25 protein-coding genes are annotated in these 21,242 nt (G+C 64.9%); 10 read left to right on the top strand and 15 right to left on the bottom strand.

Annotation, left to right across the window (positions count from 1 at the left end; all coding sequences use genetic code 11):
• The first annotated feature begins 246 nt into the window (after window positions 1-246).
• Genes MMG94_RS03330 through MMG94_RS03320 form a run of 3 tightly spaced genes read left to right on the top strand, consistent with a single transcriptional unit; the run spans window position 247 to window position 1,884 of the window.
• Window positions 247-504 carry a DUF6111 family protein gene (locus MMG94_RS03330; RefSeq protein ID WP_016918747.1) on the top strand — a complete coding sequence of 86 codons (258 nt, stop codon included), beginning with the start codon at window positions 247-249 and terminating at the stop codon, window positions 502-504.
• Window positions 501-1,739, top strand: coding sequence for a CCA tRNA nucleotidyltransferase (locus MMG94_RS03325; protein WP_016918748.1), 1,239 nt, complete (start codon window positions 501-503; stop codon window positions 1,737-1,739). Before MMG94_RS03330 ends, MMG94_RS03325 begins: the two co-directional genes overlap by 4 nt.
• Window positions 1,740-1,755: 16 nt before the next feature.
• The gene (locus tag MMG94_RS03320; RefSeq protein ID WP_016918749.1) at window positions 1,756-1,884 is read left to right on the top strand and encodes a hypothetical protein; all 129 of its coding nucleotides are present in this window, start codon (window positions 1,756-1,758) and stop codon (window positions 1,882-1,884) included.
• Between the two features lie 14 nt (window positions 1,885-1,898).
• Here the strand turns inward: MMG94_RS03320 and MMG94_RS03315 are convergent, their stop codons facing one another.
• The 7 genes from MMG94_RS03315 to MMG94_RS03285 form a co-directional block, all read right to left on the bottom strand.
• On the bottom strand, window positions 1,899-4,178 hold the full coding sequence (locus MMG94_RS03315) for a tetratricopeptide repeat protein (RefSeq protein ID WP_016918750.1): 2,280 nt from the start codon (window positions 4,176-4,178) through the stop codon (window positions 1,899-1,901).
• Between the two features lie 2 nt (window positions 4,179-4,180).
• Window positions 4,181-5,257 (bottom strand): DNA polymerase III subunit delta', encoded by a 1,077-nt coding sequence (locus MMG94_RS03310; protein ID WP_016918751.1) that lies wholly within the window; start codon window positions 5,255-5,257, stop codon window positions 4,181-4,183.
• On the bottom strand, window positions 5,254-5,931 hold the full coding sequence (tmk, locus tag MMG94_RS03305; protein ID WP_016918752.1) for a dTMP kinase: 678 nt from the start codon (window positions 5,929-5,931) through the stop codon (window positions 5,254-5,256). Before tmk ends, MMG94_RS03310 begins: the two co-directional genes overlap by 4 nt.
• The gene (locus MMG94_RS03300; protein ID WP_016918753.1) at window positions 5,928-7,115 is read right to left on the bottom strand and encodes a D-alanyl-D-alanine carboxypeptidase family protein; all 1,188 of its coding nucleotides are present in this window, start codon (window positions 7,113-7,115) and stop codon (window positions 5,928-5,930) included. Before MMG94_RS03300 ends, tmk begins: the two co-directional genes overlap by 4 nt.
• A gap of 107 nt (window positions 7,116-7,222) precedes the next feature.
• Window positions 7,223-8,245 (bottom strand): septal ring lytic transglycosylase RlpA family protein, encoded by a 1,023-nt coding sequence (locus MMG94_RS03295; protein WP_154420056.1) that lies wholly within the window; start codon window positions 8,243-8,245, stop codon window positions 7,223-7,225.
• 325 nt (window positions 8,246-8,570) lie between these two features.
• Complete coding sequence (recJ, locus tag MMG94_RS03290; RefSeq protein WP_016918755.1) at window positions 8,571-10,373, bottom strand: single-stranded-DNA-specific exonuclease RecJ; 1,803 nt, start codon at window positions 10,371-10,373, stop codon at window positions 8,571-8,573.
• A gap of 26 nt (window positions 10,374-10,399) precedes the next feature.
• On the bottom strand, window positions 10,400-11,077 hold the full coding sequence (locus MMG94_RS03285) for a MarC family protein (protein ID WP_244415219.1): 678 nt from the start codon (window positions 11,075-11,077) through the stop codon (window positions 10,400-10,402).
• Between the two features lie 127 nt (window positions 11,078-11,204).
• Between MMG94_RS03285 and MMG94_RS03280 the strand changes: the two genes are divergently transcribed.
• A complete protein-coding gene (locus MMG94_RS03280) occupies window positions 11,205-12,086 on the top strand; it encodes an aldose epimerase family protein (protein ID WP_016918757.1) in 882 nt (293 codons plus the stop codon).
• 37 nt (window positions 12,087-12,123) lie between these two features.
• Window positions 12,124-13,155, top strand: coding sequence for a cysteine synthase A (locus MMG94_RS03275; protein ID WP_016918758.1), 1,032 nt, complete (start codon window positions 12,124-12,126; stop codon window positions 13,153-13,155).
• On the opposite strand, the gene mobA is transcribed toward MMG94_RS03275, so the two are convergent.
• Window positions 13,156-13,764 carry a molybdenum cofactor guanylyltransferase MobA gene (gene mobA, locus MMG94_RS03270; RefSeq protein WP_016918759.1) on the bottom strand — a complete coding sequence of 203 codons (609 nt, stop codon included), beginning with the start codon at window positions 13,762-13,764 and terminating at the stop codon, window positions 13,156-13,158.
• Between the two features lie 79 nt (window positions 13,765-13,843).
• Between mobA and MMG94_RS03265 the strand changes: the two genes are divergently transcribed.
• From MMG94_RS03265 to sciP, 3 genes are all read left to right on the top strand, one after another.
• The gene (locus tag MMG94_RS03265) at window positions 13,844-14,227 is read left to right on the top strand and encodes a thioredoxin family protein (protein ID WP_016918760.1); all 384 of its coding nucleotides are present in this window, start codon (window positions 13,844-13,846) and stop codon (window positions 14,225-14,227) included.
• Window position 14,228: 1 nt separating this feature from the next.
• Window positions 14,229-14,951 (top strand): cytochrome c biogenesis CcdA family protein, encoded by a 723-nt coding sequence (locus MMG94_RS03260; protein ID WP_154420058.1) that lies wholly within the window; start codon window positions 14,229-14,231, stop codon window positions 14,949-14,951.
• A gap of 314 nt (window positions 14,952-15,265) precedes the next feature.
• Window positions 15,266-15,541: a CtrA inhibitor SciP gene (gene sciP, locus MMG94_RS03255; protein WP_016920503.1), complete on the top strand. Its 276-nt coding sequence runs from the start codon at window positions 15,266-15,268 to the stop codon at window positions 15,539-15,541.
• Window positions 15,542-15,636: 95 nt separating this feature from the next.
• Here the strand turns inward: sciP and MMG94_RS03250 are convergent, their stop codons facing one another.
• On the bottom strand, window positions 15,637-16,629 hold the full coding sequence (locus MMG94_RS03250) for a putative bifunctional lysylphosphatidylglycerol flippase/synthetase (RefSeq protein WP_016920504.1): 993 nt from the start codon (window positions 16,627-16,629) through the stop codon (window positions 15,637-15,639).
• A gap of 164 nt (window positions 16,630-16,793) precedes the next feature.
• Between MMG94_RS03250 and MMG94_RS03245 the strand changes: the two genes are divergently transcribed.
• Entirely contained in the window at window positions 16,794-17,360 is a 567-nt protein-coding gene (locus MMG94_RS03245; RefSeq protein WP_016920505.1) for a Yip1 family protein, read from the top strand.
• 22 nt (window positions 17,361-17,382) lie between these two features.
• On the opposite strand, the gene MMG94_RS03240 is transcribed toward MMG94_RS03245, so the two are convergent.
• The 6 genes from MMG94_RS03240 to MMG94_RS03215 form a co-directional block, all read right to left on the bottom strand.
• Complete coding sequence (locus MMG94_RS03240) at window positions 17,383-17,859, bottom strand: molybdenum cofactor biosynthesis protein MoaE (RefSeq protein ID WP_016920506.1); 477 nt, start codon at window positions 17,857-17,859, stop codon at window positions 17,383-17,385.
• Window positions 17,859-18,110, bottom strand: coding sequence for a molybdopterin converting factor subunit 1 (gene moaD / locus MMG94_RS03235; protein ID WP_016920507.1), 252 nt, complete (start codon window positions 18,108-18,110; stop codon window positions 17,859-17,861). Before moaD ends, MMG94_RS03240 begins: the two co-directional genes overlap by 1 nt.
• Window positions 18,107-18,715 (bottom strand): CDP-diacylglycerol--glycerol-3-phosphate 3-phosphatidyltransferase, encoded by a 609-nt coding sequence (gene pgsA / locus MMG94_RS03230; RefSeq protein WP_016920508.1) that lies wholly within the window; start codon window positions 18,713-18,715, stop codon window positions 18,107-18,109. The genes moaD and pgsA overlap by 4 nt, the downstream gene beginning before the upstream one ends.
• A gap of 97 nt (window positions 18,716-18,812) precedes the next feature.
• Window positions 18,813-19,196 (bottom strand): DoxX family protein, encoded by a 384-nt coding sequence (locus MMG94_RS03225; protein WP_026016336.1) that lies wholly within the window; start codon window positions 19,194-19,196, stop codon window positions 18,813-18,815.
• Between the two features lie 8 nt (window positions 19,197-19,204).
• Complete coding sequence (locus tag MMG94_RS03220; protein ID WP_016920510.1) at window positions 19,205-19,768, bottom strand: malonic semialdehyde reductase; 564 nt, start codon at window positions 19,766-19,768, stop codon at window positions 19,205-19,207.
• 61 nt (window positions 19,769-19,829) lie between these two features.
• Window positions 19,830-20,600, bottom strand: coding sequence for a tetratricopeptide repeat protein (locus MMG94_RS03215; protein ID WP_016920511.1), 771 nt, complete (start codon window positions 20,598-20,600; stop codon window positions 19,830-19,832).
• A 242-nt stretch (window positions 20,601-20,842) separates the two neighbouring features.
• On the opposite strand from MMG94_RS03215, the gene MMG94_RS03210 reads away from it, so the two are divergent.
• Entirely contained in the window at window positions 20,843-21,103 is a 261-nt protein-coding gene (locus MMG94_RS03210) for an acyl carrier protein (protein WP_026016338.1), read from the top strand.
• Window positions 21,104-21,242: the final 139 nt, after the last annotated feature.

The following is a 21,242-nucleotide window of genomic DNA, read 5'->3' as shown; positions in this document are numbered from 1 at the left end:
CGACACCAGCCAGCAATTGCGAAATGCGATTGCTGGCTGTCTTGCTTTCAAGGGGGCGTTTTGAGGGGCGTCGAAATATTCATTTTCAAAAGATCGGCGCTTTTCGACTTTGTCGGAAAGCGCTTTTTCGTTCACCTTGGATTGTGAATCTTTCGGCCAGGGCGTGCGCGCCGCCCTCGACCCCGCGCCGGCGACAGGGCATGTTGGCGGGGTGGACCTCGCAACGCCGGAAAGGCTCTTTCGCCCATGTGGCGCGCAATTTTTGAAACCGCCCTGCTCTTTCTGACGCCTTTTCTGGCCTATACGCTGTTCCATATCGCGCAACGGCGATGGCCCTTCGTCGCCGAGCTTTGGCATAAGCGCATCGTTTCGGCGCTTGCGATCGCCGGTCTCCTCACCGCAATCGCGGGCATGTTGACGCTTGGCCTGACCGAGCGCCAGCAGGGCGCCTATGTTCCTGCCCATGTCGAAAACGGCAAACTCGTCCCCGGCCAATTCCGATGAACGGCGCCCGGCATCTTCTCGACGATCCGCGGCTTGCGACTTTGTTTGCGGCGCTCGCCAGGACCGGGGCCGAAACGCGTATTGTGGGCGGCGCCGTGCGCGACGCCTTGTTCGGCCTGCCGCCGCATGAGATCGACCTCGCCACGACGGCGCTCCCCGAGGCTGTGCTCGACGCGGCGCGGGCGGCGGGACTGAAAGGCGTTCCGACCGGCATCGAGCACGGGACTGTGACGATCGTCGTCGCCGGCGCGCCGTTCGAGGTGACGACCCTGCGCGAGGACGTGGAAACGGACGGCCGCTACGCTGTCGTGCGATTCGGCGGAGATTTCGAGCAGGACGCCAAGCGCCGCGACTTCACCGTCAACGCCATCTCGCTCACGCCGGACGGAAAGCTTCACGACTATACCGGCGGCCTGAAGGACATCGCCGCCAGGCGCATCCGCTTTATCGGCGACGCCGCGACGCGAATCCGCGAGGATTATCTGCGCGTCCTGCGCTTCTTCCGGTTCAACGCCTCGCATGGCGAAGGCGATTTCGATCGCGAGGGATTGCACGAGTCGATCCTTGCGCGCGGGAGCCTCGCCCGGCTCTCGCGCGAGCGCGTTCGCGCGGAGATATTGAAGCTGCTGCCCGCACGCCGCGCGCCCGAGATCATGCGCGCCATGTCCCATGCCGGGATTATCGAGGTGCTGCTCGGCATGGGCTATCCGGCCCGGCTGGAGCGTCTCGCGGCGATCGAGGCGGCGCGGGGGAAGAAAGGCGACGCCGTTCTGCGCCTCGCCGCCTTCTCGGCGCTGACGGCGGAGGACGCCGACCGGTTGCGCGACCGTATGCGCCTGTCGAATGACGAACACGCCCGCCTCGCCGCGGCGGCCCGGACGCTTGCGGCGCTGCACGGAATCGACCGGGCGCCCCCGATCTCTCATCTGCGCGAGATGCTCTTCCTATGCGGCGCGCGCCCCGCCAGCGACGCCCTCGCCCTCGCGCATGCCGAAAGCGCGGCCGCGCCGGACGACGCGCAATGGCTGGAGGCCGCCGGCTATCTCGATCGAACCCCCGCCCCCGCTTTTCCGATCAAGGGGGCGGACCTCATCGCGCGCGGCGTTGCGCCAGGCCGCGCATTGGGCGCGACGTTGAAGACGCTTCAGGCGAAATGGATACGCGCGGGTTTTCCGCGCGATCCCGCGGTCGTGCGGCAATTACTGGAAGAGGCCATCCGGGGCGGCGACGGCTGACATGCGGGAGACCGGCATGGCGCCGGCGATTCATGTCGTGATCTGTGAGATCAAAGTGAATTCGGACGGCGCCGGGATCTTCGAACCGATCATGCGGGTCGTCGTCAGGTCCCCGCCGGAATATCTCGGCTTCGTTGCAGAATAGGGTCGTTCTGCCCGTCAATCGCCAGCGACCTGAATGTGATCCGGCTCCAAACCCTCCCGGCTCCGCCGATAGATTTCCGCATAGGCCGTTTCGAGACTTCGCGCATAGCGGCGCGCATCGAAGAGCGGAGACGCTTCGCCTTGGCTTTCAAGATGCGCGCGCATCGCCGAGAGCCGTTCCGGCTGCGACGCCAGCTCGATGGCGAGCGCTTCATACGCGGCGAGATTCTCCGCAATCATGTTCGGCAACCCGGCGGCGTTCAGCAGGCTGGCCGCGACGCGCCCGGCGAAAGTCGATCCGGCGCAGGTCAGCACCGGAACGCCCGCGAAAATCGCGTCGCTCGCCGTGGTGTGGGCGTTGTAGGGGGACGTATCGAGAAAGAGATCGGCCAGCTTGTGTCGCGCCAGATGCTCGTCCAGCCGGATGCGAGACGAGAAGACGAGTCGGGATGCGTCGACGCCGCGCGCCGCCGCCGCATGACCAAGATTTTCTACGGCCGCCTTATTGTCTTCGATCAGCCAGAGAACGGCGTTGGGCGTCTTTGTCAGCGCGCGCATCCAGACGTCGAAGATCTGCGGCAGAATCTTGTATGAATTGTTGAAGCAGCAAAAAACGAATGCGTCTTCCGGCAGGCCGAAATCGGCCCGGCTGAACGCGCGGCCGGAAATCGCCTTGCTGGGATCGTTCGGCTGGTAGCAGTCCGGGAGATAGATGACCTTCTCGGCGAAATCCGCTTCGGCGCCCGGCGGGATCACGATCCTGTCGGCGACGATATAGTCAATGTAACCGGCGCCCATGGACGCGGGATAGCCCAGATAATTCACCTGTATCGGCGCGGCGCGGCGCGCGAAGATTCCGGCTCTGTGTCCCTTTGTCAGACCTTTGAGATCGACGGCGACGTCCACGCCCGCCTCACGCGCGAGCGCGGCGACGGCCTCGTCCGAAAGACGCCGAACGTCGTGGAACGCATCGAAGGCGGCGGATATGCGCCGTCTATAGGCGTCGTCGCTTTGCGGACCGAAAGAAAAACCGATCAGTTCGAAAGCCGCGCGATCCGCATTCTCCAACACGGCCGCCAGAAGATGCGAAGTCGCATGCTCATGAAAGTCGGCGGAGAAATAGCCGATCCGGATCTTTTCGCCAAAACGCCGCTTCGGCGCCGGCGCGTGTGTCAGAGCGCGCGGGGCCATCAGCCGCGCGGCCTGCGCGTTGATCGCCTCCGAGCCCGAAATGGAGAGAATCGCAAAGGCGCTGACGATCTCCCTGCCCTCGCGGAGATTGGCCTCGATGCGGCTCAACTCTGTCGGCGCAAGCGACCAGTCGCACATCTGACGGCGGATGAAGCCCCTCAGTTCGATCAGGTGGTTTGCGTCGCCGCGCAGTTCCGCGAGCGTCTCGTAATCACGCAGCGCTTCAACCCGATAGCCGGCTTCCAGCAGATTCGCCGCGCGGCCCGCATAGGCCGCCGCACATTTCGGATCCAAGGCGATCGCTTTGTTGAAAGCGATGACGGAGTCATCGAGCCGGTCGAGGCGACGAAGAAGATTTCCCTTTTCGGCGAAAATCTCGGCGTCGCCCGGCGCCAGCGCAAGCGCCCTGTCGTAACTTTCCAGCGCCTCGTCGGCGCGGTCGAGCGCCGCGAGCGCCTCTGCGCGGTTGAGGTGGAAGCCCGCGACATCGGGAGCAAAAGCGAGCGCCTGGTCGTAATCGGCGAGCGCCTCCTGAAACCTCCCAAGCTCACAAAGCGCGTTGCCGCGCACGCATCGGACGTCCGCCGACATTGGATGCATGGCGAGAGCCGCCTCGGCGACGGAAAGCGCCTGTTCCGGCGCGCCGGCATGGAGGCGGATTTCGGCGAGACGCAAATAGGCGGGAAGCGCCGCGCGATCGAGCGCAAGCACCGCCTCATAATCCGCCGCCGCTTCGTCGAAGCGCTCCAGCGCGGCGTAAAGATCGGCGCGGTTGATCAACGTCTCCAGACGCTCCGGAGCGAGACGGATCGCCTCGGTCAGCGCAGCGAGCGCGTCGTCGGGACGGCCCGCCGCATAAAGGGCGGCGCCGAGCGTATTATGGACGTCCGGGTTTTGCGGCTGCGCCCGCGCGGCGCGCGAGAGATAACGCGCGGCCTCCTCCTGTCGTCCGGTTCGATGCAGCAGGACGCCGAGCATATAAAGCGCGTCGAAATGCGCGGGACTTTTGGCGACGACTTTCTTGAGCAACCGCTCGGCGCCCGCCGCGTCGCCGCTCCGAAAAAGGCCGATCGCTTTTTCGATTTTCTCGCGCTCGCCCGACAAGGTCAGCCCGCGCCCTCGGCCCTGGCCAGTCGCTCGAAGACGCCGAGCACCATGGCGCGCTTGTCGAAATTGAAGACATCGGTCTCGCGCGCGAGGTCGCGTATCTCGTCCCAGGCCCGGGCGTAGCCGATCATGCGCGCGGGAGCGGCGCCGCCTTGCGAGAGCGTGCGCACGCGGGAATCGAGGTGGCGCTCCAGCGCGCGCATGAAGGTCTCGTAAGCCGCCTCATTGTCGCGGCCGGTAAGTTTGTCGGCGAGGAAATGCACGCCGCCCCAGTCGACGCGCGGCAGGCTTTGAAAGAGGCGCGCGACGCTCGTGTCGAAAGCCATGGCGTCGCCGCCGAGCAGGCGCAGCGTCTCGCGGACAGAGCCCTCGGCCCGCGCCGCCGCCGCCGCAATGTCCGCCGCCGGGCGATCGCTCCAGGGCGCCCCCACGGCGCCGACGGCCGCGACGGTTTCATCCTGCGTCAACGGCCCGAGCATGAGCTTGCGGCAGCGCGATCTGATCGTCGGCAGCACGCGCCCAGGCTGATGCGCCACCAGCAGGAAGAGCGAGCGTTCGGGCGGCTCCTCGATGAGCTTCAGCAGGGCGTTCGCGGCGCTGCGATTGAGATCGTCGGCGCAGTCGATGATGGCGACGCGCCAGCCGCCCGTGCCCGAGCCCTGATGAAAGGACCGCGTGATTTCGCGCACGTCGTCGACGCGGATTTCGGTGAAGTGCTTCTTGGTCTTCTCGTTCCATTCGCGGCGCAGCAGGGAGATGTCCGCGAGCGCCATGGTCGCGACGCGGCGCGCGGCGACATGCTCCGGCGGCACGGCGAGCGTCTCGGCCCTCTGCGCCTCCGACGCTTTTGGGTCGGGATGCGCGAGGAGAAATCGCGCAAACCGCCAGGCGAACGTCGCCTTGCCGACTCCCTCGGGCCCGCCGACGATCCAGGCCTGCGCGAGACGGTTGCGCTTATAAGCGTCCAGCAATTCATGCTCGGCGCCGGCATGGCCGAAAAAGGCGAGCGTCTCGCGCGGATGCGGCGCATCGTCGAAACGGTCGCTCTCGGGCGGGCCGGCGGCCTCTTTGCTCATTGCGCGGCGGTCGCGGCGGGTTGTGCGTCGAGAAAGCGGGCGTCGACGAGCTGGCGGATCGCGCGCGCGACTTCGTCGGGGGGCAGCGCGCCGTTCACGACGCAGCAGCGCTCCGGCTCCCGCTCGGCGATGTCGAGAAAAGCGCGACGCAAGCCTTCGTGAAAGCCGCCATCCTCCGCCTCGAACCGGTCGGCGCGCTCCCCGGCGACTTCACGACGGACCGCGGCTCGGGCGAGGCCATCCTTGGGCGGCAGGTCGATGACGATGGTGAGGTCCGGCTCGAGGTCGCCCACGGCCGCCTTCTCCAGCAGCGCAAGCGCCTGCGGCTCCACGCCGCCCCGCGCGCCCTGATAGGCGCGCGTCGAATCCGTGAACCGGTCGCAAAGCACCCAGGCGCCCCGCGCCAGCGAAGGCGCGATCAGGTTCTCGACATGATCGATGCGCGCAGCCGCGAAAAGCGTCGCCTCGGCCAGCGCGCCGAGCGGCGCGATGCGGCCGGAGAGCAATATCCGCCGCAATCTTTCCGCCTTCGGCGTGCCGCCCGGCTCGCGCGTCGTCACCGCCTCGATTCCGCAGGCGCGCAGATGTTCGGCGAGGCGCCTGAGCTGCGTCGACTTCCCAACGCCCTCCCCGCCTTCGAATGTGATGAAACGGCCTCTTTCGGCGCCTGTCATTTCCTGGCCGACAGCTTGTCGTGGATCTTGGCCGCAGCATACTCGTAAACCGCGTCGAAAGCGCGACTCGACAGCGACCCTTCCGCGATCGCCTCGGAGGCTTCGAGCGGCTGCTCGAGAACCACGGCCGCGCCGCGCTTGATCTCGAGCTTGCCGATCTGCTGCGCGGCCTCGACCGGCGCGACGACCGGCCCTTCATAGACGATCTTTCCCGAGAGCTTCTCGTTGGAGCCGCGCTGCAACAACACCTTCACATCCGTTTTCGAGACGAGGTCGACGGAGCCCCTGGTCCCGCCATAAACCTGCGCCGGGCCGATCGGTTCGCCCGCCTTGAAGAGGTCTTTCTCCTCGAAGTTCCGAAAACCCCATTGCAGGAGCTTGCGCGCTTCTTCGGCCCGCTCCTTCGCGGTCTTGGCGCCGTAGACGGCGACGATCAGCCGGCGCCCCTCTTCCACGGCCGACCCCACGAGTCCGAACTCCCCCTTTTCAATATTGCCGGTTTTCAATCCGTCCGCGCCGATGCTCATCGTCAGCAACGGATTGCGGTTCTGCTGCCGGATATTGTTCCAGGTGAATTCCTTCTCGCCAAAAATTTTATAGAAGTCCGGATAGGTCTTGATCACATAGAGCGCGAGCTTCGCCATTTCCCGGGGCGTCACCTTCTGATCGTCGCTCGCTTTGCCCCACGGATTCCCGAAACGGGATTTGACGAGGCCCAGCTCCGCCGCGCGCTTGTTCATGCGCATGACAAAAGCTTCCTCATTGCCGGCGACGCCCTCGGCGAGAACGAGCGCGGCGTCATTGCCCGAATCGACGATGAGCCCGCGCAGCAGGTTTTCGACGCTGGCGCGGCTGTTGACCTTGAGGAACATGGCCGAGCCGCCCGCTGGCGCGCCGCCGTTGCGCCACGCATATTCGGAGACCTGCATCTCGTCGCCGAGCCTCAGGCGGCCTTCGGTCAACTCACGGAAGATCATCTCGGCGGTGAGAATTTTGACGGTCGATGCCGGCGTCACAAAATCGTCGGCGCCCTTTTCGAAGAGAACCGTGTTGGTGCCGGCGTCGATCAGGATCGCCTGCGGCGCGCTCGTCTGAAAAGGCTGCGCGATCGCCGCGCCGCCGAAAAACGTCGTCACACAAATGAGAAACGCGGCGACGGCCGCTCCGGCGTGGCGTATGCGCAAGACAATGCTCCGCTAGAAAACGGCGGCGCCCGATGGCGTCGCGCCACGAAGCATGACCCCCAAGAAGTTAAAAAGCAACGCAACGGCGAGCGCTTGGAAGACGCCGTTCAGTTGAGCGCGTGACGCATGGGGGGCGTCGGGATCGCAGCCTCGTCATGATCGATGGAGGACGGGCGAACCGGGGGCAAAGGCGCGGCCTGGAAGGATTTCACCTGCGCCTCGGCGGGAGCCGCGGACCGCGCGCCGCGGGTGGAGGCCACCGGCTCGGAATCCACATTATTGTCGTCGCGGGAGGTAGCCGTCGTCTCGGGAAGCGGCTCGGGGCGAGCGTCAGGGGCGTAGGCCATCATCTCGGTCGTCTCGCCGACCGCCGGACGGATGGGCGGCGCGTCATTGACGACCGGGCGGGCCGCCGGCTCCGGCGCGCGCTCGACGAGAGCGGCGGCGCGAACCGGCTCCTGCTTCGCGGCGACCATGACCGGCGCGACGCCTTCGATATTGGCGGGCTGGCCGTCGTCGCGCAGCGTCGCGAGAAGTTTCGCGTCGTCGTCGCCGGCGAGGTCGGCCTTGCCGATCCATTCGACCTTGACTTTGGCGGTGCCCGCCGAGCGGAAGTCGAGCGCCTCGGCGACGCGCTGGGAGACGTCCATCACGCGACCGCCATGATAGGGACCGCGATCGTTTACGCGCACGACGATCGAGCGCATGTTTTTCATGTTGGTGACGCGGGCGTAGCTCGGCAGCGGCATGGTCGGATGCGCGGCGGATATCGAATCCCGATCGAAGATCTCGCCATTGGCCGTGCGGCGGCCATGGAAATCCGAGCCGTACCAGGAAGCGGTGCCAGCCCCGGAGAAGGGCCTCTCGCTCGGATAATAGGTTTGGCCGGCGATTTTATACGGCTTTCCAACCATATAATTGCCGCCGCCCTTCGGAACCTCCTCGCCATCGGCCACGATGCGGGGACTGGCGCGCACGCCATATTTCGGATCGACGTTCGAACCGTAAGGGGAATAAGCGAGACCGCCATAACGCGGCGATTGGGACGTCGAGGCGCATCCGGCGAGAGATGCGAGAGAAAGAAGAAGGACCGAGCTTCGGAGTGCGGAGAGCGTCGGATCGAATTTCATCAGCAAGCGCTTTTGCTCCCGCAAACCGGCAAATCGCATGTGAACGGCCCCTGTCGACGCCGACGGCTCAGCCGCCGATCCCGGTCCGCCCGCATCTCCGTTCGCGCCATCCTGACGCCCCAGAAAGACGCACACCCTTGATTCGGCGCGCGTTGCGTTGGCCGGGAGTTTCTCCCTTAAGTCTGAACTTGCCGTTAACGTCACGTTGCAGCCAAGGCGAGAAGCAGGCTGAAACCGGGCGGAAATCGGGCTTTCCATATGGCCGCGCGCGGTCGTGTCGGTTTTGCGACAGGCTGTGGCGCGCCTGCCACAGTCGAAAGGGCCGCTATTGGACCCGCGCGAGATCGGCGATGCGGGTTTCTACCCGCTCGACGCCGCGGAAGTGATTGGCGGAGACGCGAGCGGCGACGTGGAAGACCTCGCCCCGTCCACGCAATAGAGCGTCGCCGATGGGCGACCCGATCGCCCGGAAAGCGATGGCCTCCACCGTGGCGCCGTCGCCGGAGCGCAGACGCGCCCGCACATGGTTCTCGCCGACGACCATGGCGTCGGCGAGACGCTGCTCCGGCAGGGCGAATAACGGCTCCGGGTTTCCCTGCCCGTACGGTCCCGCCCGCTCCACCCGGCGCAGGAGATCGATATTAACCCCTCGCCCCGAAACGGCGGCGTCGATGACAAGGGCGTCCGCATCCCGGGCCGCGTCGACGGCGTCGGCCAGCGCGTCGTTCAGATACGACCGGAATTCGTCCAGCCGGCCGCGGGCGAGCGTGACGCCGGCCGCCATGGCGTGGCCGCCGCCCTTGAGCGCGAGGCCGAGATCAACGCAGCGCCGAACGGCCTTACCAAGGTCGACGCCACTTAAACTTCTACCTGAACCTGATCCTGTTTCTCCATTAAAAGCAAAGGCAAATGATGGTATACTAAAGCGTTCTTTGAGCCTCGCGGCAATCAGGCCCACAACGCCGGGGTGCCAGTCCGATCCCTCCACCACGAGACAGCTTAACCGGTTCGACTTAAGAAACTGCATATCCGCCTGGGCGATCGCCTCCTCCAAAGCGCGCTTTTCGATCCCCTGCCTTTCGGCGTTGAGACGGTCGAGCTCCTGCGAGATGCGGCGCGCCTCGGTCGGATCGGAAAGCGTCAGAAGACGCGCGCCGAGACCGGCGTCGCCGATCCTGCCGCCGGCATTGATGCGCGGCCCCAGCGCGAAGCCGAGGTGATAAACGCGTGGTGGCCCATCCATTCGGGCGGCGTCCATCAAGGCGGCGAGTCCGATGCGCGCGCGGTTGCGCATGACCTGAAGGCCCTTCACGACAAAGGCGCGATTGAGCCCCGTCAGCGGCGCGACGTCGGCGACGGTCGCCAAAGCGACGAGGTCGAGAGCGGCGAGAAGATCCGGCGCCGGACGCGCGTCGCCGAACCAGCCGCGCGTCTTCAAAAGGCGCGTCAGACCCGCCAAAGCGAGAAAGACCACCCCCGCCGCGCAGAGCGCTCCCTGGCCCGAGAGGTCGTCCTGCCGGTTCGGGTTCACGATCGTCGCCGCCGGAAGCGCCTCGGGCGCCTGATGATGATCAAGGACGATGACGTCGAGACCAAGCTCGTGGGCCGCCGCGAAAGGCTCGTGACTGACCGTGCCGCAATCGACCGTGACGAGCAGCGTGGCGCCCCGCCCGGCCAATGCGCGGATGGCGTCGCTATTCGGTCCGTAGCCCTCGAAAATCCGATCAGGAATATGGAGAAAGGGCTCCGGCGCCCCGGCCGCCCGCCAATAATCGATCAGCAGCGCCGAGGAGCAGGCGCCATCCACGTCGTAATCGCCGAAGATCGCGATCTGCTCGCCCGTCTCGACCGCGCGGGCCAGCCGCTCGACGGCCGCATCCATCTCGGTGAGGGTCGAAGGGTTCGGCATCAGATCGCGGATCGTGGGATCGAGATAGCGCTTCGCCTCCGCCACGCCGATCCCTCTCCCGGCGAGGACTCTGGCGAGAAGGTCGTCGAGCCCATGCGCCTGGGCCAAGGCGAGCGCGGTCGCTTCGCCCGAAGCGTCGAGCCGCGCCCGCCAGGGCCGTCCGGATATGGAGCGCTCCACGCCGAGAAAGGCGCGGGCCCCGCCAAAAAGTGCGTTCATCCAGCCACTTGACGTTAAGAAAGAGGTTAAAGCACGACTCTGACGCCGTGCGTCGAGAGCGCCCCGACAATGCCGTCGAAGACGAGGGAGACGCCCATGGCCGAGACGAAGAATCCGACGATCCGAGTGATCGCGTCTATCCCCATGCGGCCGATGAAGGCGATGAGCCGCCCCGCGTAAGCGAGGCAGACATAGGTGACCAGGATGGCGAGGAACGCCGCCGCGAGGATTGCGGCATAGGCCGTCGCCTCGCTCGGCGCCCGCTCGATATTCGTCATCATGCTGAGCACGGTGGCGATCACGCCCGGCCCCACCATCAACGGCATGGCGAGCGGCATGAAGGCGACATTGTCGGCCGGCCCGGGGCTCAGAAAGGCCCCCTGTCCACTCCCGGACGGCGCGAAAAGTTCGAAACCGATCCGCGTAAGGACGATGCCGCCGGCGATGCGCACCATATTGAGCGACACTCCGAAAATTTTCAGCACGAAGGCGCCGAAGAACAGGAAGAAAAGGATGAGCAGCAGCGCATAGAGCGAAGCCAGAAAGGCGATGCGCGTGCGCGCCCTGTCATCCTTGTCGTGGGTGAGGGAGAGGAAGACCGGCAACGCCTCCAGCGGGTTGATGACCGCGAGCATTGTCGTGAAGGTGCTGAGGAACAGCGGCAGAATGGGGTTGAGCTCCACCGCGCTGAAACTGGAAGCCACGCCGCAACTCTCCAATGAAATTGAAACCGCCGCCGGGACGGAGGGTTGGAAGTTTATTGCCCCGCAAGGTCCGGCCTCAAGAGCGCCCCGCGCGGCCAGGGGCGCAAAACTGTGTAAAGGTCTCCCCATGAGCGACGCGATTCTCCTCGAAGCGGACGGCGACGCCGCCGAAATCCTTCCCTTCGGAGCCGAACTTTCGGCCTGGCGGACGGGCGGCGTCGATATGATCTGGGCGAAAGACCCCGTAATATGGGACCAGACCGCGCCCATTCTCTTTCCGGTCGTCGGCTGGACCCGCAACGCCAAGGTGACGGTCGACGGGCGCGCCTATCCGCTGGCCTTGCACGGTTTCGCGTGGAAGAAGCAATTCGAAATCGCCGAGCGGCGGAAGGATTATCTGCGCCTCGTCCTGCTCGACGACGCCGAAACCCACGCGCTCTACCCTTTCGCCTTCCGCTTCGAGGTCGAGTTCCGGCTGCGCAAGGGCGCCCTCGACAATAATCTGATCGTCGCCAATACGGATGCGCGGCCCCTGCCCTATGCCTGCGGCCTGCATCCGGCCTTCCGCTGGCCGCTCGCGGGCTCCAGCGCCGAGCATGCGATCCTCTTCGAGATGGCGGAAAACCCGGATGTGCCGGTGATCGGCCCCGGCGGGCTCTTCATGAAGGAGACCAGGCATACGCCGCTCACGGGCGCGCGGATGCCGCTCGAGCCGTCCATTTTCGCCCGCGACGCGCTCTGCTTCCTCAATATTTCGAGCCGCAGCCTCGCTTTCGACAATGGCGCCGGAGCGCGGCTCAAGGTGACGCTGGACGAGTTCCCTCATGTCGGATTCTGGACGCTGCCGCCCGCCCCCTATCTCTGCATCGAGCCCTGGACCGGACATGGCGACCCGGTCGATTTCCACGGCGACCTCTATGAGAAGCCCTCCATGCGCATTCTCCAGCCAGGGGAAAGCGCACGCCACGGCGCCAGTTTTGCCTTTGAGACGAGCCCCGCTTCCGTTTAGGAAGGGAGCGCTCCCGCCCTGACAGGAATCAGCCTTCATGACTATCGCCCCCAGCGTTATCGAGGCCATCGGCCGCACGCCGCTCATCGAATTGCGCGCCGCCTCGAAAGCCACGGGCTGCCGCATTCTTGGCAAGGCGGAGTTCATGAACCCCGGCGGCTCGGTGAAGGACCGCGCCGCTCTCTCCATCGTTCAGGACGCGGTGGCCAAGGGCGCGCTGAAGCCCGGCGGCGTGATCGTGGAGGGCACGGCGGGAAATACCGGCATCGGGCTGGCGTTGGTCGCGAACGCCATGGGCTTCCGCACGGTCATCGTGATTCCGGAGACCCAGAGTCAGGAGAAGAAGGACATGCTGCGCCTGCAGGGCGCGCAGCTGGTTCAGGTCCCGGCCGTCCCCTACGCCAATCCCAATAATTATGTGAAGCTCTCCGGCCGCCTCGCCGAGCGTCTGGGCAAGGAAGATCCCGCTGGCGCGATCTGGGCCAACCAGTTCGACAATGTCGCCAATCGCGACGCGCATATCGCGACGACGGGACCGGAGATATACGAGGAGCTCGGCGGCAAGGTCGACGGCTTCATCTGCGCCTGCGGCACGGGCGGCACCCTCGCCGGCGTCGGCCTGGCGCTGAAGGCGAAGAACCCGGAGGTCAAGATCGGCCTCGCCGACCCCTTCGGCGCCGCGCTCTACTCTTATTATACGACCGGCGTGCTGAAGGCCGAGGGCTCCTCCATCACCGAAGGGATCGGCCAGGGCCGCATCACCGCCAATCTCGAAGGCGCGCCGGTCGACGTCGCCTATCAGATCCCCGACAGCGAGGCGCTCGACATCGTCTTCCAGCTCGCGGAGGAAGAAGGCCTGCTGCTCGGCGGCTCGTCTGGAATCAACGTGGCGGGCGCCATTCGCCTCGCCCGTGATCTCGGCCCCGGCCACACCATCGTGACGATCCTCTGCGACGGCGGGGCGCGCTACGCCTCTAAGCTGTTCAATGTGGAATTCTTGCGCGGGCTGAACCTGCCGACGCCGAAATGGCTGGAGAAGGATGTGGCGATCGATCCGGGGTTTGTGTGATCAGCCTGCGACGATCGCGCTCGCCAGCCCCACATCCTCCGGCCGGTTCACATTGAAGAACGGGTCGTAAGGCTCGACCGGCCATTCGACAGTCACATTCGGATAGCGGGCGATGAAGGCCGCGACCTTTCGCACCTCCTCCTCCATGAGCGCCCGGCGCAGCTCTTCCCGCAGCGAGACCGGCCACAGCGCCACGGCGTGATGCACGCGACCGCCGGACGCCGCCACCGCGATGCGCGCATCGGCGCTTTTCCGCGCTTCGTAAAGTCTTTTGACGAGATCCGTCGGCAGGAAAGGCGTGTCGGCGGGCGCAGTGACGATGTCCGTCGCCTCGGGATGCCCGGCGTAAACATGGTCCATTCCCGCCAGCACGCCCGCGAGCGGCCCGGCAAAACCCTCGACGCGGTCGGCGGCGACCGGCAGGCCGAAGGCGGCGAAGCGCGCCGGATCGCCATTGGCGTTGACGACGAGGCCCGCGCATTGGGGGCCAAGGCGCTCAATGGCGTGGGCGATAATCGGGCGGCCGCCGATTTCCAGCAGCGGCTTGTCGCCGCCGCCCATGCGCCGCGCGAGACCGCCGGCGAGGAGGATTCCAAAAGACGCGCCCATGATCGCCGCTCCGACCTTGCAAGCTGTAACAAAGGTAGCGATTTAACGAAGACAGATAAGAACGACAAAGGAGCGGTTCATGTTCTCTCGCCGCAGCTTTATTGCCGCTTTCGCCCTTCTCGCCGCCCTGACCGGAGCGGCCGCCGCCGAGATGCCTTTCACCCAGGCTGCTTTCAGCGCGGCCCAGCAGACCGGCAAGCCTATCATCATCCATGTCTACGCGCCCTGGTGCCCCACTTGCCGCGCGCAGGAGCCTATTCTCCAGAAGCTCGAATCTGACCCGAAATTCTCCGGCGCTGCGTCGTTCCGCGTCGATTTCGACGGTCAGAAAGACGCGGTGAAAGCCCTCAAGGCCCGCAATCAGAGCACGATCATCGTCTTCAAGGGCGAGAAGGAAGTCGGGCGCTCCGTCGGCGAGACCGACGAGAAGACGATTTCCGCTCTGTTGGACAAGGCGCTCTAAAGTGGAGCCCGGAACGTTCGGACTCGCCTTCCTCGCCGGTCTTTTATCGTCGCTGTCGCCCTGCGTCCTGCCTTTGCTTCCGCTCGTCCTCGGCGCCGCCGCCGCAGAGCATAAATGGGCGCCCGCGCTCCTGGCGCTTGGCGTCGCCCTCTCCTTCGTCGTCATCGGGCTCTTCGTCGCGACAATCGGTTTCGCCATAGGACTCGACGGCGATGTTTTCCGAGCCGTCGCCGCCGGCGTCATGATCGCGCTCGGCGTCGTTCTGCTGGTCCCGCCGTTCCAGGCGAGAGTCGCGGCGGCCGGCGGGCCGTTGAGCGACCGGCTGAACGCCGCCTTTGGCGGCGCGCGGTCGTCAGGTCTTTTCGGCCAATTCGGCGTCGGCCTTCTGCTGGGCGCGGTGTGGAGCCCCTGCGTCGGCCCGACGCTCGGAGCCGCTTCGGTTCTGGCGTCGCGCGGGGAGGATCTTCTCGCTGTCGCGGCCACGATGGGGGCGTTCGGACTTGGGGCCGCCGTCCCGCTTCTGGGTCTCGGGCTTTTGTCGCGGCAGGCGTTCGTGCGTTGGCGCGAGCCGCTGCTCGCCGCGGGCAAGCGCCTCAAGCAAGGGCTCGGCGCCCTCTTCGTCGCGCTTGGCGTCCTGATCCTCAGCGGCGTCGACAAGTCGCTGGAAGCCGCGCTCGTCACGGCCTCGCCACAATGGCTGACAGAGCTGACGACGCGCTTCTAGCGGCGCGCGACGTTCCGCGCATGACCGCGCCGACGCCTTCGCTACGGCAATTCGCTTTACAGTAAATTCCCGCGTCCGTCTTTAATAGGCGTTAACGATACTTTTGTCCTTTCCAGTATCGCCAAATAATCGCGCGCGCTCCTCGGCGTTCCGAAAATCCAGCGGAATTCGGGCGGCCCGGGAGCCGCAGGCTTTATTTGCTAAAATTGGGTTTAAATTCGATTGCTTAAACGGCATGCGCGTTTAGGTAATTCTTAAAGGCGGTTGCGCTACAAGGTTGTCACTGTGTGGTCGTAGAGTATGCGAGTAGTGATATGACCGAGACGCATCGTCCGCGTGTCAAATATGTCATCGGCCCCGACGGCAGCCCGCTCACAATTGCGGACCTCCCGCCGCCGACGACGAAGCGCTGGGTCATCCGCCGCAAGGCCGAAGTCGTCGCCGCGGTTCGCGGCGGTCTCCTCTCCCTCGACGAAGCGTGCAGCCGCTATACGCTGACCGTCGACGAGTTCCTGAGCTGGCAGATGTCGATCGACCAGCACGGCCTCGCCGGACTGCGCACGACGCGCCTTCAGCAATATCGGATGTAAATCGCGTTCATCTACGTCCACGAAAGAAAAAGCCGGCCTTCGCAGGTCGGCTTTTTCTTGTCGGCTCTTTTCCCTGGACCGGCCAGGGGGAAACCTTATCCCGGCGGCGGCCCCTCCGTCGCTCCGGCCTCGCCGCGCAGCTTCTCCACCAGCTGCTTGCGTTCGAACAGCGCGACGACGACAAGCGCCGCCAGCAGCGGGATGATGAGATAGAAGAGGCGCCAGACGAGTAGCGCCGCAAGCACCTGCAGGCGCGGCACATCCGGCATTAGATTGATGAAGAGGAGCTCGAAGACGCCGAGTCCGCCCGGCGCATGGGATACGAGTGCGGCGGAAAAGGACAAAAGGAAAGCGCCGAGCACGACGATATAGCCCGGGTTCCCCTGCTCCGGCAGCGCGAAATAGATAATGCCGGCCGCGCCGATGAGCTCCGCGGGCGCCGCAAATAGCTGGCGGAACATGATCTCGGGCCGCGGATAGAGGATCTCGAACTTGCCGAACCGGATCGGCTTGAAATGCATCAGCGAGCCGGCGACGTAGAGCGCGACAAAGCCGAGGCACAGAAGGCCGACCGTGCGCGCCGTGTGCGGATGCGTCAGCATGTCGGGCAGAAAGCCGGAGAGGCGCTGCATCATGGACGGGTCGTACGTCAGCAGCAATCCGCCGAGAAGGATGTTGCCGAAGGCGAAAGTATAGGAGCAGAGCACCACCAGCGCCGCCACCTGCGACGCCGTCAGACCCTTGGACGAATAGGCGCGATAGCGCACCATGGCGCCGGAAAAGACGCTCGCTCCGATATTGTGGGACAGCGCATAGGTCGTGAAGGAACACATCGAGATGAAGATCCACGATATGTGCTTCACCCCGAGATGCAGCAGCGCGATGCGGTCGTACCAGGCCAGCGCGGCATAGGCGAGAAGAGTCGAAAGCGCCGCGAAGAAATAGTCGCTGGTCGGGATGGCCTTGAGATTGGCCCAAACCTCCGTGCCGACCGATTCTCCCTGAAACTCGTGATAGAGCAGGTAAAAGGACGCTATCACCGCGGCCAGCCCTATGACGGGCCAGAAAAATTCAGCCAGTTTTCTCATGCAGCCTATCGCGTTAGAGGTTAGCGTCGGGCTTCGAAAGCGGGGCCGCAACTGGCCTGCGCATTCCCTCGCATGTAAGGAAGCGCCGGGCAAGCGCCAAGTGCCAGGCGCCAGCCGCCGGCTCCAGTTCACGTCGGAACTGACGCTCCAGGAGGGAGAACGCCATGAACGATCTCGTTTCTCGAGTCAAAGGACTCATCCTCACGCCGCAAAAGGAATGGGAGCGCATCGAAGCCGAAGATACGACCATAGCCGAACTTTATCGCAGCTATATTGCAGTTCTTGCGGCGATCCCGCCTTTTGCGAGTTTTCTCGGGGCGTGGCTCTTTGGCTCCCGCGGCCTGCATCCGACCTTCCTCGCGGGGCTCTTTCGCGCAATCGTCGAATATCTGTTGAGCTTTCCAGCCCTGTTCGCCGTCGCCTTCGTGATTTCCATGGCGGCCCCGCATTTTGACGGCAAGACCGACGACCGGCGCGCGCTGACGCTCGCGGCTTATTCCTATACGCCGGCCTGGCTCGCCGCCATTTTCGGTCTTGTTCCCGGCCTGCGCTTTCTGGACGTGCTGGGTTTCTACGGGATCTATGTCTTTTCCCTGGGCCTTACGCGAATGATGCGGATTCCCAAGGACAATCTCGACGTGTTCACGCTTGTGGCGCTCTTTGTCACCATCGCGATGGGCGCGCTGCACGCCTGGATCGTCTCGCTGATCGCCCCGTCGCAATTAATGTAGCCGGCGCGCCCGATAGAATGCGCTAATCGCGGTCCCACCGCGCCGCCGCGTCATCATCCGCTCCTTTGGCCGCGACCCAGCCGCCATCGGTTCCGTCCGTGCGGCGCTCTTTTTTCCAGAAGGGCGCGCGCGTCTTGAGATAGTCCATCAGGAATTCTGCGGCGGCGAAGGCTTCGCCACGATGCCGGGCCGCCGCGACGACGAGGACGATCCGTTCGCCGGGGCGTATCGCGCCGTGACGATGAATGACCGTCAAGCCGACGAGCGGCCAGCGCGACAACGCCTCATGCGCGACGCGGCCGATCTCCTCCTCCGCCATGCCGGGATAGTGCTCGAGCTCCAGCGCGGCGAGCGTCCCGTCCTCGTCGCGGCAGAGGCCCGTAAAGCTCACCACGGCGCCGATATCGCGCCGGCCGGCGGTCAGCAGGGCTTCTTCCCGAGCGGGATCGAAATCCTCCGCCTGGACCCGGACGGTCGGAATTGCGGACGCGGCCGGCATCACCCGCCGGTCATGGGCGGGAAGAAAGCGATCTCCCGCGCGCCGGCGATCGACGCGTCCGGCGCCACATGCGCCTTGTCGATCGCGGCTCGAATCGTCTTCGGGTTGGCGAAGGCGGCTGCGTAGCCGTCGCCGCGCGCCGCGAGCCAATCCACCAGTTGACGCACCGTCTCGATCTCTCGCGGCGGCGCGACTTCCTCCTCGGAGAGCCCGATCCGCTCGCGGACCCAAGCGAAATAGATCGCCTTCATGACCGCTCGTCTTCCGCAAAATGCGCGAACGCCGCCTGCATATAATCAAAACCCGTATAGAGAGTGAGCACTGCCGCGATCCAAAGCATGGCGGAGCCGATAGTGACCGAACCCGGCAGAACCGCCTCCCCCGCGGGCCCGGCGATGAAGAAGCCGAGCGCCACAAGCTGGAACGCCGTTTTCCATTTCGCGATGGCGGAGACCGGCAGGCGCACTTTCAGCTCGGCGAGATATTCCCGCAGCCCCGAGACGAGAATTTCGCGGCAGAGAATGATGATCGCGGCCCAGATCGTCCAACCGGCGAGCGTCTGGTTGGCGACGACGACGAGAAGCGTCGCCGCGACGAGCAGCTTGTCCGCGATCGGGTCCAGCATGCGGCCGATCGGCGATTGCTGATGCCATGCGCGCGCGAGATAGCCGTCGAAAAAGTCCGTCACGGCCGCCGCCGTATAGACGCCGAGCGCTGTCCAGCGCGCCCAGTCTTCGTTCGGCGCGAGCAGCAGCCCCGCCACGACGGGCACCGCGACGCAGCGTCCGTAGGTGAGGACATTGGGTAGCGCCCATACATGTGATCGGCGCTTGGTCGTGACTGCCGTCTCGGTCATGTCAGCAAGGGAATAGGTCGCTCGCCCCTCTTGTCAATAGATTTGGCCGCGCTTGCGTTTGCGCCTCCCGTTCCAGCGTGCGGCGCACAAAGGCGCGCTATTGCCGATCCAACGCGAATTTCCCGGGTCCCGCGGCCGAGAAGAACAAAAAGACGAAACAATAAAGCGCCGCGAGTTCGCCCTTGTTGAGGATCGGCCAGAGAGCCTCCTGCGCGTGGAAAAAGAAATATGCGACCGCCATCTCGCCCGACAGCAGAAACGCGACCGGCCTCGTGAAAAGACCCACGAGCAACAGCGCGCCGCCGACCAACTCCAGCACGCCGGCCGCGCCCATCAGCGACATGAGCCTCACATTGTCGAACACATGCGGAAAACCAAAAAGCTTCGCCGTTCCGTGCTGCAAAAACAGCAGCGCCGTCGCGATGCGCAGCAATCCCTGCACATGCGGCGAATAACGTTCGGGGATGATTCGAAGCGTCATCTTCGCCCTCAAATGATCCTGGCCATGTCTTCGAAGGCGAAGCGCGGCCCGCGCGGATAAAGCTTCGAGGAGTCGCCATAGCCGATATTGATCAGGAAATTCGACCGTATTTTGGTCCCCACGAAAAATTCCGCGTCGACCTTCGCCTTGTCGAACCCGCTCATCGGCCCGACGTCGAGGCCTACCGCGCGCAGGGACAGGATGAAATAGCCCGCCTGCAGCGTGCCGTTGCGGAACGCCGTCTCCTCGATCAGCGCGTCATTGCCGGCGAACCAGGACTTCGCGTCGGCAGCCGGATAGAGAACCGGCAAATGCTCGTGAAAGTCGAGATCGTAGCCGATAATGGCGGTCGCGGGAGCCGCCATGGTCTTATCGTGATTGCCCGGGGACATAGCGGGGCCGAGGCGCGCCTTCGCTTCGTTCGAGCGCACAAAGACGACGCGCAACGGCGAGCAATTGGCGCTTGTCGGCCCCCATTTCGCGTAATCGAGCGCGAGCTCGAGAAGCGAGTCCGGCACCTCTTTGTCCAGCCAACCATTATGGGTCCGAGCGGCGGTGAAGAGTTGCTCCATAACGTCCGGCGTGAGGTGTTTCGCGTCGGTCACAATCTTCTCCTTCGGCTGTTGCGGAAAGCTAGATGTCGCGCCCTTCGACTTCTATGTGAAGCCGCTCCTCGTTTTTATGAACCGACTCGTTGCGAGGCTCGATTTCGAGCGCCTTGCGATAAGCGGCGAGCGCCCGTTTCTTTTCCCCGGCCTTTTCGGCGAGCGCGCCAATCGCCTCCAAAGCGTCGAAGCGCTTCGGCTCCAGCCGCGCGGCCGTCTCGAGATCCGCCAGCGCGCCGGCGACGTCGCCTTCCGACGCCATCACGCGCGCGCGTCGCACAAAGCCCTCCGGCCACTGGGGAGATAGGGCGACAATGTAGTCCAGCAACGCTTTCGCAAGCGAAGGCGCGCCCGCGACCTCGGCGGCCAGCGCCCGGGCCGCCAACAGATCGATCGTATCCGAGCCGGATTGAGACCAGCGGCGAAGAATGGCGGCTCCCGCCGCCTGCGACTCTCGCTCGTCCTCCGCATTGGCCATGCGGCCGAGAAGCCGCTCCAGCTCCATGGCCTGGCGCTCCTCGGGCGATTTCGGCGGTTCGGGGCGCGGCGCGGCCGCCTTTGGACCGAGCGGTTTGGGCGCGAGGCTCTCCTGCGGATCGGCGGGATTGCCCGGGCCGTAGCCTCGGGCCCCGGGCGGCAGCGGAATCTTGCCGATGCCGGGGATGAACAGGAAATTCCCGCCCTGATCGTCCCCCAGCGTCGGCGGGCCGGGCGACGGGGACGAATCGTCTTGCGCCCTCGCCGCAGAGAGCCCGAAGGAGAGGACGAACGAAGATACGAGAAGGGCGAATTTTCTCATCCGGCCATCCTAGAGCAAGGGGCGTCGGGCCGCCAAGCTCGCCTCGTCCAAAGTTAACCGTAGATTAACCTAACCATATGGGAATTTCTGTCGAATTTTCCTCCAATTCATTTTCGGTTCAGGGAGGGCGCCCCAAGTTCTTTCCATGATGTTCACGATTGCCCGCCACAATCGCGAACATCACTTCAAACGAAGCCTGCGGCCCGCGCCAAAGCCAAGCGCGCGCCTTTGGAGTTGAAGCCATGATCGAGACCATTCGCCGTCTTCTACAAGAAAACGGCCGCTTGCATACGCCCATCGAGAATCTGCCCAATAATGCGGACCTTTATCAGGCAGGCCTCACCCCGTTCGCGGCGATCCGCACCATGCTCGCCCTCGAAGAAGCCTTCGACGTCGAATTCCCCGTTAACATGCTCCGCCGGCAGAGCTTCTCCTCGATCGACGCCATCGTCGGCTGTCTGACCGAACTCAAGTCCGTCGCCGACGCTCGCCAGGCCGCGTGATTTTCTAGCGCATCGCCGCTTTTCCCAAAGCCCGAAAGCATGCGGCCCGGTTCCTGCCGCAACGCGCTTTCGGGCTTGAGTTTTTCAGCGTTTACATTCGTTAAGCACGTTTCTCCGCGAAGCGTTAGCTTCCGCGCGG

Origin of the sequence: Methylocystis parvus OBBP (genome assembly GCF_027571405.1) — a bacterium.
Taxonomy (GTDB): domain Bacteria; phylum Pseudomonadota; class Alphaproteobacteria; order Rhizobiales; family Beijerinckiaceae; genus Methylocystis; species Methylocystis parva.
The sequence above is the reverse complement of the archived record's forward strand: the minus strand, read 5'-3'. Positions and strand labels throughout refer to the sequence as shown.